Origin of the sequence: Saccharophagus sp. K07, assembly GCF_014336955.1 — a bacterium.
GTDB lineage: Bacteria > Pseudomonadota > Gammaproteobacteria > Pseudomonadales > Cellvibrionaceae > UBA5868.
Map to the genome: position 1 here is coordinate 392488 of NZ_QRAI01000002.1, position 14688 is coordinate 407175.

The 14688-nt window shown below is 53.5% G+C and carries 13 protein-coding genes; 4 read left to right on the plus strand and 9 right to left on the minus strand.

The window, feature by feature from the left end:
* The first annotated feature begins 3 nt into the window (after nt 1-3).
* Together DWB84_RS08265 and pspC are read left to right on the plus strand one after the other, a co-directional pair.
* Nucleotides 4-240, plus strand: a complete 237-nt coding sequence (locus DWB84_RS08265; RefSeq protein ID WP_187409292.1) for an envelope stress response membrane protein PspB — start codon at nt 4-6, stop codon at nt 238-240.
* Nucleotides 237-617, plus strand: coding sequence for an envelope stress response membrane protein PspC (gene pspC / locus DWB84_RS08270; RefSeq protein ID WP_187409293.1), 381 nt, complete (start codon nt 237-239; stop codon nt 615-617). The genes DWB84_RS08265 and pspC overlap by 4 nt, the downstream gene beginning before the upstream one ends.
* A gap of 60 nt (nt 618-677) precedes the next feature.
* On the opposite strand, the gene DWB84_RS08275 is transcribed toward pspC, so the two are convergent.
* The 6 genes from DWB84_RS08275 to DWB84_RS08300 all read right to left on the minus strand — a co-directional run bounded on the left by DWB84_RS08275 (nt 678) and on the right by DWB84_RS08300 (nt 10471).
* Nucleotides 678-1694: an SMP-30/gluconolactonase/LRE family protein gene (locus tag DWB84_RS08275; protein ID WP_187409294.1), complete on the minus strand. Its 1017-nt coding sequence runs from the start codon at nt 1692-1694 to the stop codon at nt 678-680.
* A gap of 94 nt (nt 1695-1788) precedes the next feature.
* A complete protein-coding gene (locus DWB84_RS08280; protein ID WP_187409295.1) occupies nt 1789-4050 on the minus strand; it encodes a xanthine dehydrogenase family protein molybdopterin-binding subunit in 2262 nt (753 codons plus the stop codon).
* Entirely contained in the window at nt 4051-4533 is a 483-nt protein-coding gene (locus DWB84_RS08285; RefSeq protein ID WP_187409296.1) for a (2Fe-2S)-binding protein, read from the minus strand.
* A gap of 215 nt (nt 4534-4748) precedes the next feature.
* Nucleotides 4749-6188 (minus strand): efflux transporter outer membrane subunit, encoded by a 1440-nt coding sequence (locus tag DWB84_RS08290; RefSeq protein ID WP_187409297.1) that lies wholly within the window; start codon nt 6186-6188, stop codon nt 4749-4751.
* Nucleotides 6185-9406, minus strand: a complete 3222-nt coding sequence (locus DWB84_RS08295; protein WP_187409298.1) for an efflux RND transporter permease subunit — start codon at nt 9404-9406, stop codon at nt 6185-6187. Before DWB84_RS08295 ends, DWB84_RS08290 begins: the two co-directional genes overlap by 4 nt.
* Before the next feature lie 132 nt (nt 9407-9538).
* Entirely contained in the window at nt 9539-10471 is a 933-nt protein-coding gene (locus DWB84_RS08300; RefSeq protein ID WP_222868097.1) for an efflux RND transporter periplasmic adaptor subunit, read from the minus strand.
* Nucleotides 10472-10967: 496 nt separating this feature from the next.
* On the opposite strand from DWB84_RS08300, the gene DWB84_RS08305 reads away from it, so the two are divergent.
* Nucleotides 10968-11624, plus strand: a complete 657-nt coding sequence (locus tag DWB84_RS08305) for a TetR/AcrR family transcriptional regulator (RefSeq protein WP_187409299.1) — start codon at nt 10968-10970, stop codon at nt 11622-11624.
* A gap of 61 nt (nt 11625-11685) precedes the next feature.
* On the opposite strand, the gene DWB84_RS08310 is transcribed toward DWB84_RS08305, so the two are convergent.
* Both DWB84_RS08310 and DWB84_RS08315 read right to left on the minus strand, forming a co-directional pair.
* The gene (locus DWB84_RS08310; protein WP_255428899.1) at nt 11686-12489 is read right to left on the minus strand and encodes a sulfite exporter TauE/SafE family protein; all 804 of its coding nucleotides are present in this window, start codon (nt 12487-12489) and stop codon (nt 11686-11688) included.
* A 53-nt stretch (nt 12490-12542) separates the two neighbouring features.
* Nucleotides 12543-13082, minus strand: a complete 540-nt coding sequence (locus DWB84_RS08315; RefSeq protein WP_187409300.1) for a hemerythrin domain-containing protein — start codon at nt 13080-13082, stop codon at nt 12543-12545.
* A gap of 81 nt (nt 13083-13163) precedes the next feature.
* On the opposite strand from DWB84_RS08315, the gene soxR reads away from it, so the two are divergent.
* Nucleotides 13164-13634, plus strand: coding sequence for a redox-sensitive transcriptional activator SoxR (soxR, locus tag DWB84_RS08320; RefSeq protein WP_304610846.1), 471 nt, complete (start codon nt 13164-13166; stop codon nt 13632-13634).
* 80 nt (nt 13635-13714) lie between these two features.
* Here soxR and DWB84_RS08325 read toward each other — a convergent pair whose 3' ends face one another.
* A complete protein-coding gene (locus tag DWB84_RS08325; RefSeq protein ID WP_187409301.1) occupies nt 13715-14677 on the minus strand; it encodes an HPP family protein in 963 nt (320 codons plus the stop codon).
* Between the last annotated feature and the right edge of the window lie 11 nt (nt 14678-14688).

Here is a 14688-nt window from a genome sequence, read left to right on the forward strand (position 1 = left end):
GTTATGGTTGGTGTAGCACAGGGGATAATGGCGCTGAGCTTCGCGTTATGTCTATTGATCATTCCGCTATGGCTTATGACCCGTATATTCGGCCGAGGCCGCTGTTCTAGAGGCACATCGGAGGAGGAGCGCAATAAAATCGAGCGGTTGCTGCAAATCGCAGAAACCATGGAAAAACGCTTGGTGACTTTGGAAGCCATTCTCGACAAACAACACCCTAACTGGAGGCATGACCTATGAGCCGTTTTAGTGGTGATCGCAAACTCTATCGCAATCGCGCCAAAGGTATAGTCGGTGGGGTATGCGCAGGACTGGCGGATTATTTTGAAGTCGATCGAAAATTGGTGCGCATCTTATTTGTGGTTGCGCTTTTTATGACGATGCAGGTCGCATTGATCGCCTACATCATCGCCTATTTCGCATTGGACAATGATCCAAATTCGTTAATGGGTGAAGACGGTCGATTAAAAAGCCGTTTCGACAGCAGCTACGAGCGCAAATCTGTTCTCAATAGCGTGCAGGACAGGTTTGAAACGGTGGAGCAGAGAATTCGGCGGCTGGAAGCTTATGTCACCTCCAAGCGCTTTCAGTTGAGGGACGAGATTGATCGGTTGTGATAGATAAAAATCCGGCTTCCGCCGGATTTTTTTGCTATTTCAACTTGTATGGAAAATGTCCTAGTAAGGCAATCCCGCCACCTGCAAATCCAATTTCCAAACAGCGCCCGCGCCTGTAATAAACAGCGTTTTTCTTTCAGGCCCTCCGAACGCAGCATTAGTGACATTAGCGTCGACTTTGATAACGGCCAAATCTTCACCTGCTGGCGAAATCACGCGAATTCGCTGCTGGCCGTGTTCGGTCACGTATAAATTGCCAAGGCAATCCACCGCCATGCCATCAGGTCCGTCGATAACAGCAATATCGCGGCCTTCACCGACGTTGCCATCTTCTATCGGATAAGCGCGCAATACGCTGCCACCTGCTACGTAGAGTGTGGATTCGTCTGGAGATAGAGAAATTCCGTTGGGATTATTCAGCGAATCGTCAACGACGGTGATTGTCACTCCGTCAAATTGATAAACCCGGGTTTTGGGTTGTCCTCCGGGAGCGGCTGAGCGCTGGTAATCCGGATCGGTGAAATAAAGAATGCCTTTGCTGGAAATGGTCAAGTCGTTGGGAGAATTGAAGGCATCGTCTTCGAACTTATTGACGAGCACATCGCGCTCTCCCTTGGCGGGATCATAAAAAATGGAAATAGCTTTGCGATCGTGCGTGGCAGCCAGGATCATGCCGTCTTTGGTCGCCGCCAAACCATTGCTGCCGCTGTTTTCGATAGCGGTGGTAACCGTGCCATCCGGATGCAATACCTGGATACGCGAAGGAAAACCTTCGGAAAACAGAAAATCGGAAAAATACAATTTATCGCCAATCCATACGGGGCCTTCATAGAGTCCAGCTTCAGTACGAGTGGTGTTCGCGCCAGGAATTCTTTCTGCGACCAGTTCGCCACTCGGTGCTGTTCCGGGTTGGGCAGGGCAGGTCCAGGATGCGGTTGCGGTTTCGACTTTTTCTATCGGCGCTGCAGTTTCCGGTTCGTGTCCCGCGTGGGAGGAATGATCATCAACGCTGGCATTTTTATTTCCACATCCGGCAATAGCCAGCAATATGCAGCTGGCGAGTAATTGTTTTTTCATTTTTATAAACTCTTCTAATGGTCGTAAGTTTGTGTGGACGAGCGATTTGTTTTGCCCCCCCTTTCTAAGGGGAGGGTTGGGGTGGGGTTAAAATCTAAACCGTCAAAACATTTTTCGCCGGCAAATCCCGAATGCGAATGCCGGATGCGTGATAGATCGCATTGATAATGCTGGGAATCACCGCAGGCAATCCGGGTTCGCCAACACCGCCGGGTGCATGATTGGACGGAATCAAATGCACGTGCAGCGGCGGCACTTCCGGCATGCGTGAGACGGGATAATCGTGGAAATTGGATTGTTCGATTGCGCCATTTTTTATGGTGATCTGACTGGATAACGCAATGGAAAGTCCCATTATCATCGCGCCTTCCATTTGCGAACGCACGCGGTCGGGTGTAATGGCGAGACCGCAATCGATCGCGGTATGCATTTCCAATACTTCCACTTTTTTGTCTTTGACGCGCACCTTGGTCGCAGCGGCGCTATAGGAATTAAAACTGTTGGAATAGGCGATTCCCCAGGCTTCACCCGCAGGCAATTTCTGCTCGATTTTGGCTTTGTCGGCAACTGTATTGATGACCTGTTTCATGCGGCGTGTATCTACCGCATGGTCATCGTTGAGCTGATCGTAATTGGTCCAGCCGGTAAAACCTTCTTTGCGCGGGTCGATAATGCGATCTTCGCCCAATAAATTCAGCCACATCTGCCGCGTGCTGATGCCGGCTTTGACGGCGAGTTCATCGACAAAACAGCTGAGCGCAAAAGCGTTGTGAAGGTTTTGCACCGCGCGGAACCAGCCGATCCGCACATGCGCAGGAGCGGGTTGAACTTCGCAACTGAAATTGTTCAACACAAAGGGAATATCGGCAAAACCTTGTTGCAGCAGCATATCGGCGGGAATATCGGATTTGCCGTCAAACGTCCAACCAATCGGCGGATGGGCAACGCGCTGTACCCAAAAATCGGCGGATTTTTTCTCGTTGATTTCCGCCTTGCAATAATTCGCGGCTATGGAGTGATAAAAACCGTGGCGCACATCGTCTTCGCGCGACCAGATGACTTTTACGGGTTTACCTGTCACTTTTGCCAATTCAACAGCTTCCAGGGTGAAATCGTTTTTGCCTTTACGCCCAAACGCACCGCCCATCAAAGTGGTATTCACTTCCACTTTATCGCCGTCTTTTTGCGGATCGAGACCCAATTCACCGAGAATCAAACCTTTGCCCCATTGTGGCGTTTGCGTTCCCGTCCAGACCGTGCATTTGCCATCTTTAATGATGGCAGTAGCCGCTGGTGTTTCCATGGACATATGGTGGTGATAGGGCATGGTGTAAACAGCTTCAACCGTGCGCTCGGGATTGTATTGGTGATCGTCGATCTTCCCTTTGCCGCGCACCACTTTGCCGGGTTGCTGAACTTTTTCGGTCAAGGCCTGTTTGTAGGTTGCGGAATTGTGGTCAGCGTTGCTGCCGAGATCCCATTCCACTTTTAATTTTTTGCGGCCTTCGATGGCCGCCCAGGTATTAGTGGCGAGCACTGCAACGCCCGATACAGGGCGCGCATCGACGGGAAGTGGACGGTCTTTCAATTTAATGACGTCGACAACACCGGCGACTTTTTTCGCTTCTGTCGCATCGAATTTTTTGACTTTACCGCCGACCACCGGTGGCCGTTCGATACTGGCGATCAACATGCCTGGCAACTGAATATCCTGCGCATAAACTGCCTTGCCTTGCACGATGTCCTGGTGACCAATCAATTTGACGTCTTTGCCAATCAATTTAAATTCATTGGCTGATTTAAGTTTTACCCAATCGGCATTGGGCACAGGCAATTTGGCTGCATCAGCGGCTAAATCACCGAACGCGATTTTTTCGCCAGTTTTGGTATTTACCACAAAATGCTGCTGCGCTTTCACTGCGGATTTTTCCACCTTCCAGCGATTCGCTGCAGCTTGTTCCAACATGTCACGCGCTATAGCGCCCATTTGGCGGATATGGGTAAAAAATTTGCGGATGGATGCGGAGCCGCCGGTGCTTTGATCGCCGTAACGCGCATCGGCTTTGCCGAGAGAAACGGTAACGCGCGACCAATCAGCCTCCATTTCGTCGGCAATGATTTGCGGCACGCTGGTGTTGATGCCTTGGCCCATTTCCATACGGTGGCAAATAATATTGACCGCACCGTCCGGACTTAAGCTGACAAAATAGCCAAGCGCTGCAGCTGAAGGATTTGGTTGTGCGTTAACGGCTGCGGCGCTAATACCTGGAAGGGATGTGCCGAGCACCAGTGCGCCTGCACCTATACCCAATTGCGCGAGAAAATCCCGACGGGTTACCTGAAAAATGGGAGTCATTTATACACCCTCCTTTTTCTTCACTTCTTGGATCATCACAGCCGCTGTTTGAATCGCTTTTTTGATGCGCGGGTAGGTGCCGCAGCGGCAGATATTTCCCTGCATATAATTTTCGATATCTTTTTCGGAAGGATTGGGTATTTGTTGGAGAAGCGCTGCCGCAGTCATAATCTGGCCGCACTGGCAGTAGCCGCATTGGGCGACATTGTGTTCAACCCAAGCCTTTTGTAGCGGATGCAACTTGCCGTCTTTGGCTAGTCCTTCGATGGTGGTGATGTCCTGGTCGACTACGGCGGAGACCGGGGTAAGGCAGGAGCGGATGGGAATGCCGTTCAGATGGACTGTGCAAGCGCCACAAAGCCCGGCCCCACAGCCAAATTTCGTGCCCGTGAGATGCGCAAAGTCGCGCAGAGCGTAGAGCAGGGGCATATTGGGATCAACATCGAGGGGGATCGTTTGGCCATTGACCTTGAGTTGCACCATGGGATGACACCTTTCATTGCGCCGCTTGCGGCTGGTTGCGAGCGGCTTTCTGTCTAATGGATAGAGGTCGAATGGCGTCGATTATGGTCCATTTGGGATGGGGGAACAATGCCGAGATCGGGTTCTGCTGTTTCAACTCTTGATGCAATTAATCGTTGGAAGGTGCTGCGCTTTTCCAACCTTGGGAAAAGGCGCAGCGCCTTCCGACAAATAATTTAAAAACTCAACTCCAACTGCGCCGTTCCCGCATAAGTTTCCCATCCACCACCCAAAGCTTTGTAAATCGCCACCATATTGAGCAGCAATTGCGTTTCACTTTGGGCGAGTTGGGCGTTGATGTTGAGTTGTTCGCGTTGTGCGTCCAGCACGCTGAGAAAATCACTGCTGCCAATCTGGAATTTCTGCTGCGCAAGGCGCGCGGCTGTCGCGCTGGCGTGGGCGGCGTCGCGCAAGCGCAGACGGCGTTCTTCTTCGCGGGAGAAATGTTGTAGGGCGTTGTCTGTTTCCTCCAACGCCAGGGCGACGCGTTGTTCAAATTCCGTTAAGCGCACTTGCGTACGCGCATCCGCCGCTTTTATACGGGCGTGGACGCGGCCGAGATTAAAAGCGGCCCAGTGGATGCGCGGAGAAAAAATAAATGTCTCTGTCGGATCTTCGCCCAAGCGCGACCATTCCGTTGATAAATAGCCGAGACTGCCATCGATGCTGACGCGCGGATAAAGATCCGCGACGTGCACGTTATATTCGGCGACTGCGCCAACCAAAGCCTGTTCCGCGTATTGAATATCCGGCCGTCTTCGCAACAGCTGCACAGGATCGCCAACCGCCAGAGTTGTCGGCAACGAGGGCAGGGAACGAGGTTCAGTCAGTTCAGACTGCAATTGCCGTGCATCGCGGCGCGTTAACACAGCAAGTCGGTTAAGAGCCTCATTCACTTGCGCTTGCAGCGGCGGAATGCTCGCGCGGGTTAAATCCAATTGACCTTGCGCGCGGGCAATGTCCAGTTGGTTGCCGCGTCCTACTTCCAGCAAGCGCTGAATAAAGGCCAGTGATTCTTGCTGATTTTTGACGCTGTCCTGCGCCACCTGCAGCAAATATTGATTGCCGCGCAACATTACATAATTGGCCACTACTTCCGCGGCGACGCTGACGTGAGCTGCGCGCACATCGGCTGCCCTTGCCGCGACCTGCGCTTCACCCAAACGCACCTGATTGCGCACGCGGCCAAATAAATCCACCTCCCAGCTCGCGTCAAAACCAGCGGTATAAATATCGCGAATCGTTTCAGCGCCCGGCTGTAATAAATCCGCACTGGTTTTTTCCCGTGCATAGGCCACATCCGCTTCCACAGATGGCAATTGATGCAGACGTGCATTGCGCAATAATGCACGGGCTTCTCTCAATGATGCCTCCGCAATACGGATATCCTGATTGTGCGTCAATGCATCCTGCACCAGATTTTTGAGTGCATCATCGTCCAATTGTGACCACCAGGCGGCCACAGGCTGGCCGTTCAATAATCTGCCCTCGAGATTAAATTCCCCTGGCACATTCACTTCCGCCTGCGCGCGCACGTTTTCCGCACTTTTGTAACTGCTGCACGCGGCCAAGGCGGCGACCAGACTCAATAGCAAAAAGGATTTTCCGTGTTTCATGCTGCTGCTCCTGTGTGTTCTGTATGCCCAGTATGTTCTGTATGAGAGGTAGCTGGTAATTCGGCATGGGTCTGCGGCATGTAATATTGACGCTTGCCTTCCAATTTACGCAGCAGTACGTAAAAGATGGGGGTGAAAATCAGGCCGAAGAAGGTCACACCCAGCATGCCGGAGAATACCGCTATACCCATGACATTGCGCATTTCCGAACCTGCGCCAGTGGAGAACACCATTGGCACCACACCCATAATGAATGCGAAGGAGGTCATCAAAATCGGACGCAAGCGCATACGGCTGGCAGTGATGGCCGCTTGATAGGTGGCCATGCCACGCTGTTCCAATTCGCGGGCAAATTCCACGATCAGAATCGCATTTTTACTGGCCAGCCCTGCCAGCACAAATAAGCTGATCTGCGTAAAAATATTGTTGTCGCCACCTGTCACCCATACACCAAAAAGGGCGGACAAAATCGACAGAGGCACTATGGAAATCACGATCAACGGCAATGCCAAACTTTCGTATTGTGCAGCGAGTATCAGAAATACCAAGAGCAAGCACAAAGGAAAAATATAAATCGCAGTATTGCCCGACAGTACTTGTTGATAAGTGAGATCCGTCCACTCAAACACCATTCCCGGCGGCAGAGTTTCCGCGAGAATTTCGGCAATCGCATCCTGCGCCTGACCGCTGGAATATCCCGGTGCGGCGTTGCCATTTAAATCCGCGGCGAGATAACCGTTGTAGTGAGTGGCGCTTTCCGGGCCGTAGCTTTCTTGCATCATCAATACAGAACCGAGTGGCACCATTTCGCCTTGTTGGTTGCGCACTTTTAAATTCAGCGCATCGCCTGCCGTGCTGCGGAAGGGCGCGTCCGCTTGGGCAATCACCTGATAAGTGCGGCCAAATTGATTGAAATCGTTGATGTAAAGCGAACCAAGATAAATCTGCATGGTGTCGAATACGTCCTTGATATTCAGCCCCAATTGTTTAGCTTTGGTTCTGTCCACGTCCGCGTAAAGCTGCGGCACATTGATTTTGTAATTGGAATAAACCCCGAACAATTCAGGACGCTGCCAGGCTTTTTGTTGCACTTGGCCGACCACTTCCGCAAGTTTTTCGTAACCGAGCCCTGCGCGATCTTCGATTTGCAATTTAAATCCGCCTGTAGTGCCAAGTCCGCGCACAGGTGGTGGCGGAAAAATCGCAATAAAGGCTTCTTCAATGCCGGCGTATTTGGCTTGCAGTTTTTGCGCAATGGCCGCAGCAGAAAGAGTTTCTCCCGTGCGCTCATTAAACGGTTTCAAGGTGAGGAAGGTAATTCCTGCGCTGGCGCTATTGGTAAAGCCATTGATGCTCAAACCGGGAAATTGCACGGCACTTTCCACGCCGGGTTCCGCCAAACCGATTTCGCCCATTTCACGAATTACCGCTTCTGTGCGCTCCAAGGTGGCGCCGTCGGGCAATTGCGCGAAACCGATCAGATATTGTTTGTCCTGTGCGGGTACAAAGCCTTTGGGAATCGTGTTGAAGCCGACACCTATAATGGCAAGTAACACTAGATAAATGCCTACAGCAAGTGATTTGCGACCGAGCATTTTGCCAACGCTGGTAGAGTAATTTCCCGCGCTGCGCTGGAAGCTGCGATTAAACCAGCGGAAGAATCGGCCGAATAATGCGTCCATCACTCGCGTCAGGCGATCTTTTGGCGCGTCGTGTCCTTTTAATAAGAGGGCCGCGAGTGCCGGACTCAAGGTCAAGGAATTCACTGCGGAGATCACAGTGGAAATGGCGATGGTCAGGGCAAATTGTTTGTAAAACTGCCCGGTCAGTCCGCTGACAAATGCAATAGGCACAAATACAGCAACCAATGTCAGCGAAATGGCAATAATAGGACCGCTCACTTCCTGCATGGCTTTATAGGTTGCCGCCAGTGGAGACAAGCCTTCTTCGATATTTCGTTCGACGTTTTCCACCACCACAATCGCATCGTCCACCACTATGCCGATGGCGAGTACGAGGCCGAATAGCGAGAGTGTATTAATGGAAAAACCAAATGCCCACATCAATGCAAAGGTGCCGACGATGGAGACGGGAACAGCCAGCAGCGGAATAATGGACGCGCGCCAGGTTTGCAGAAATACGACTACCACTATAACGACCAGCGCCAGCGCTTCCAGCAGAGTTTTGATGACCGCTTTGATGGAGTCTTTAACGAAAATCGTCGGGTCATATACCACTTCGTAATCCACGCCGACGGGAAAGCGCTCCTTCAATTCCGCCATGGTTTTACGCACGCCTTCGGAAATTTGAATCGCGTTAGCTCCGGGCGCTTGAAAAATTGGAATAGCGACCGCCGGTTGATTGTTTAGCATGGAATTCAAACTGAATTCCGCAGGACCGAGTTCTACGCGGGCGACATCTTTCAAGCGGGTAATTTCGCCGTTGCGGCCGGAGCGGATAATGATGTCTTCGAATTCTTCGACACTGTCCAGCCGGCCTTTGGCATTAACCGGCAATTGCACTTCCACCACATTGCTGATCGGTGCTCCGCCGATAATACCGGCGGCAACTTGCACATTTTGTTCGCGCACGGCATTGGTTACATCACTGGCAGTGAGATTGCGCTCGGCGATTTTTTCCGGATTCAGCCAGATGCGCATGGCGTAGTCGCCGGAGCCAAATAATCGCACCATGCCGACGCCGGACACTTTCGCCAATTCATCCTTGACGTTCATCAAAGCGTAATTGCGCAAATAGAGTTCGTCGTAAGTTTTATCCGGCGAAATCAAATGCACCACCATGGTCAAATCGGGTGAACTTTTTACCACGGTAACACCGGTTTGCCGAGTGACATCAGGAAGACGCGGCAAAGCCTGGGAAACCCGGTTTTGCACCATCTGCTGGGCAAGGTCTGGATCTGTGCCGATTTTAAACGTCACTGTGAGCGTCATGCGTCCGTCGGTGGTGGCCTGGGAAAACATATACAGCATGTTTTCCACGCCGCTCATTTGTTCCTCCAGCGGCCGCGCAACGGTTTCGGCAATGACCTTGGGATTGGCGCCGGGATAAGAGGCGTTTACCACAACAGATGGCGGTGACACTTCCGGATATTCGGAAATGGGTAATTGAAACATGGCGATCAATCCCGCGATAAAAATCAGCATGGATATGACGCCGGCAAAAATAGGGCGGTCGACAAAAAAGCGAGAAATATTCATAAGCGCTCCTGCTTAGAGCCTGGAGAAAAATAAAAAGAATTGGCTGCTATTGCGCAGCCAATTGATTGAGCGTGGAAACGGTCACCGGATTGACGACTGTGCTGGGGCGCAGATGAGACAGGCTGTTGACCGCTATACGCCGCCCGGCTGAAGGCCGTTCAAAATAATGCGGTGGGCCTGGTAGTGCCCGCCGAGCGAAACCTCGCGGTAATTCACCGTATTGTTTTCGTCTATGACATAAACAAATTTGCGATTTTGGTTGGTGCCAATGGCGCGCTCGGGTACCAATAAAGCTTCGGTAGTCGTTGCGGTACCCAAAGAAATATTGGCGTACATGCCGGGTGTAAGCGCGTTATCCTCGTTAACAAAAATGGCACGCGCGCGGATGGTGCCGCTGGCGACATCCAAACGATTATCAAACGCATGAATGTAGCCTTCATAAATCTTTTTGTTATCGCCATCGTCGCCCGCCAGCGTTAAATGCACAGGCATTTTTTCCTGCTGTTGAATATGCCGCACCGATTGGATGTAGGTGTTTTCGTCGACATTGAATTCCGTGTACAGATGATCGTCCGCTACTACAGTGGTGAGCACTGGTGCATTAACACCAGCGTTTACCACATTGCCCACCGTCAATTCCGCGCGGCCAACCCGGCCTTTTATCGGCGAGCGAATATGCGCGTATTCCAGATTCAAACGCGCCTGCTGCACGGCACTTTCCGCTGCTTGCACGGCCGCTTGGGCGACGCGATCGTCGTTGAACGCGCTATCGAAAACGCTTTGGGAAATCAGTTTGTTGGCAAGTAATTGCCGCGCCCGCTCCAATTCGTCCCGCGCCAATCGTGCGCGGGACTGTGCCGTGCTGAGTTCTGCCTCCGCACGTTGCAATTGCGCTTGATGAGGGCGAGGGTCGATGACGAATAAGGGATCGTCTTTTTGCACCACTTGGCCATCTTCAAATAACACTTGCTGGATGGTGCCGCTGACCAGGGGTTTGATTTCCGCGCTTTCCACCGGCGTCAGGCGTCCGGAAAAGCGCGTCCAGGTGCGGATTGCCTGCGGCACAAGTTGGGCAACTTCAACATTGAGAGCGGGAGGCGTCTGGCTGGATGCGTCGTCCGCATTGGCGCTACAAAGCGGTAGTGTTGCCGAGTATCCCAACGAGAACGAAGGGCAGGGTGCGGGACGAAAGCAGGGTAGAGAGTTTGGTGAGACTGAATTTGAGGTTTGTGGCAAAGCGCATAAGTCATTCTCCGGTGCCAACAACAAAAAATCCGGTCGGTTAAAGACCGGCGTCCTAGGTATTTCGAGATATGTTGGGCGATAATACATACCGTTCGGTATGTGGCCAATCAGGCAAATGTAAAAATTTGGTTTAGATTTAATGAGAGATTAGTTGGATAAAAAATACCCGCGTTGTGGTCTGATGGGCAGGTTGCTTGCCATTTATAGGTCATGCGGTTAATTTTTACGCCGTTTCGAGCAGCCCAGAGTCATGATGCCGATATATACATACCGGTCGGTATCATGAGAGTGAGCAAATTCCTGAGATTGAATTGATATGTCCGCAGAAGAAACCCGCAACCGTTTACTGGATACCGCCCTGGAGTTGATTTGGCAGAGCAACTACAACTCCGTAGGCGTCAACGAGATTTGTAAGCAGGCGGGCGTAACCAAAGGTGGCTTTTACCATCACTTCGAATCCAAGGCGCAATTGTTTTGCGCCGCCAGCGAGCACTATTGGGAAAACATCAAGCGCGATCTCGACGCCATACTGTCGCCGGTGAACACGCCGTTGGAGCAGCTGGAAAACGTGATCTCCTTTATTTTTCACCACAAGTTCACGCCCGATTCCAGCTGTGTGCGCGGCTCGCCGTTCTTTAGCGCCGGTCTGCAAACCGGTTGCGAAGAGCCGATGATCAACGAAAGTCTGCACAAAATGTCGCAGAACTGTGTGAAGTACTATCTGGCCATGGTGCGCTCACTGCTCGCCGCAGGCTATTTGGAAAGCGAAGTGGATCCCGAGCGCGTGGCGCGGTTACTCAGCCAATATGTGCAAGGTTTGGCGGGTTATGCGCGCGTGAATGGCTGCCAGTGTTTGCGCGGTATGTACGCGGATATGGCAGAAGGTTTTTATCGCTTGGTGGGATTGAAGCGGGAGTATTGGTTTGCCACCAAACCCACTTGGGAAGCGCCGAAGCAGAAGTGTTTGGCGTGATAGGCGGGCAGGGGGCAATTCCCCTGCGTTTCTCTCTTCTTCTCTCTCTTTTCTCTTCCCTTTAAAGCACTGTTCTCAACATCTGCAGCGCCAGCAGCAGCGACAGGATGCCAAATAATTTTTTCAGCCATTTGACCGGCAAGCGGTGGGCGAGACGCGCCCCCAGAGGCGCTGTAATCAGGCTGAGAGCAGCGATGCTCAAGACTGCTGGCCAGTAAATAAATCCGAGAGTAAATTCCGGCAAGCCTTCGACAGACCAGCCGTTGATGAGATAACCGAGTGCGCCAGCAAGCGCCACTGGCAGGCCGGCGGCAGCGGAAGTGCCTATGGCCACTGGAACGGCAACGTTACACCAAGCCAAAAACGGCACTGTGAGAGATCCCCCACCAATCGCCACCAGCGCGGAAATGCCACCGATTCCACTGCCTGCTACGGTCATTCCCAGGGTACCCGGTAACTGGCGCGACGGCTTGGGTTTGCGATCGAGAAATAACTGTAGCGAAACAAACCCCATAAAGATCGAGAAAAAGATCGCCAGCGGCGCGGCGGGCACCAGAGCTGCCAAAAAGGTTGCTCCGAAAGTGCCGAGCAATATGCCGGGCGTTAAGCGCGCAACAACCGGCCAGAGCACAGCTCCATGACGGTGGTGGGCGCGTAAGCTTGCCAAAGAAGTGGGAACAATTGCCGCCATGGAAGTGGCGAGCGCCATATGCACCAAATGCTCAGGTGCAAAACCCTGGGCGACGAACAGAATGGTCAGCACCGGCACCATAATGCCGCCGCCACCGATACCGAATAATCCAGCTAGCAATCCAACGACGGCACCCAGGCCCAAATACGCCAGCAGCCATTGCAGTTCCAACATCGTGCGACCTCTTGCAAAAAGAGTCGTATCATACGCCGATTGCGTCTTGCTGTTCAGATGGCACTGAGCAGCAGGCTCAGTTCAGACGGGTTGAGGGCCTGCTCAAGTTTGGCGAGGAAATTCCGCCGCTCCGCTGCCGGCATGGCCGCTGCGGATTGCCCCACCAGGGTCGCGGGCGGCAGCTCCATGGAGACGAACAATAGGCGTTCCTCGTCGTCCAGATGCAACAAGTACTCGCCGACGAACTTCAGCCAATCCAAATGCAGCCGCGCCAGCAGTTCCCGGCACGGACCTTCCTGACTTGGCTCCAGATCTTCCGCCAGCACCAGCACCCGGGACAATTGCGCCTCCAGCTCGCGGTGATCTTCCGCCATATGGTTGGCGAGGGCGGGGTCGAGCTGGCGCAGCTGGGACGCCAAGGTGCGGTCCTCCGTTTCCGCATGTCGGCGCAATACGCCGGCAATGGCGGTAAGCGTCTGCAGCACCTCAGAGGAGTCCGCCGGTGTGGCGCGGGCGAGCAGGCCGGCGGCGGTAAACAGTTCCTGGCGAATCAATTTGTGAACCACGGTAATGGCATTGGGTTGGTAGGCCATAAAACGCTCCTTGAAAACGGTACTGGTGATACAAGCTGCGCGATGCTAAAACCTCAGGTTTACTTGAGGTCAAGGGGTTGGATGATGGATGACGCAGACAAAACACCGGGCCGGGAAATGACCATCGGCGAGGTGGCGCGCCGCAGTGGCGTATCGGTGGCGACCCTGCATTTTTACGAGAGCCGCGGCTTGATCAGCAGCTGGCGCACCTCCGGCAATCAGCGGCGCTACCCGCGCGGCATTTTGCGGCGCATCGCGGTGATCAAAGTCGCCCAACGCGCCGGCATTCCGCTGGCGGAAATCCAGCAGGCGCTGAGTGTGCTGCCACCGAACAGCGCACCGTCGGCGGCGGATTGGCGGAGATTGTCCCAGCTCTGGCGCGCCGACCTGGATGCGCGCATCCAGCGGCTGACGCAGCTGCGCGATCAATTGAGCGATTGCATTGGTTGCGGCTGTTTGTCTCTGCAGGACTGCCCGCTGCGCAATCCGGGGGACCGGCTGGCTGAACAGGGCAGCGGGCCGCAGGTGTGGGGCGGGGATGGGGAATATTGAGAACGGGCTGCCCATATATGCCTCTGCGACGATTCAGTTCCTTTTCAGTCGCATCGGCCGGGGCAAAATCGACAGGAGATCTAGTTTTCGCCAGTGGACTTGATCCAACGTCCTTTCACTGGCGTCACTTCAAAGCGCGCCCACTGGCGGAATTCATCGCGGGAGCAGATGCCGGTTTCGTAGGCGCCGTCGCCGGCCAACACCTTGTAGATCACCTGGTCCTTGCGGTCATCGCCGCTGCTGGCGTCCACCACCTGACGGATGCTCCACAGATTGCCAAGCTTGCCATTGCTGTAGAACTTGCCGGCGATGATGTGCTCCGGGTGGGTGATGTTCTTTTCTGCGTGCTGTTTGGCGAGTTCCAGCAACTCGGTCAGGCTCTCCGCTGTTATATCCACGTAGGAATCCAGTTCTTCCATGGCCGCGGCGAAATCTTCCTGGGTCAATTCAAATTGCCGCTCGGCGGGTTTGACTGATTTGGTTTTGCGGCGACGCGCCAAATGCGCGGGATAGCGGCGCCAGGGGAACAAACTGTTGAAAATCACCGCGCTTGTCAAAATGGCAAGCACATTCAACAGGATAGGGGTAAGCAGATAGAAATAGCCGAGGCTATGCACTTCCGGCCCGCTGATAACGGCGGCCAGGGCAGTGGCGCCCCCCGGCGGGTGTATGCAGCGCAAATAGTGCATGGCGGTAATCGCTGTGCCTACTGCTAGGGCACCGGTCCAGAATTGATCGGGCCACAGTTGCTGACAGGTCACACCGCAAAATGCGGAAATCAAATGCCCGCCGAGCACCGGCCATGGTTGGGAAAGCGCGCCGTGAGGTACGCCGAACAGCAACACTGCGCTGGCAGCCATGGAGGCGGTCATCACAATTACGCCGGGGCCAGTCCCGCAAACCAGCACCGAAATAGCGTATACGGAGATGATGCCCACCAGCCCGCCGAGACCGGAGACCAATTTTTCTGCGTGACTGGTGGTATTGCGCTCCAAGCCGAGCAGCGCTCGGCACTCCTGGAGCAGGATGGAATGACGGGGCATGTATGGAGGTA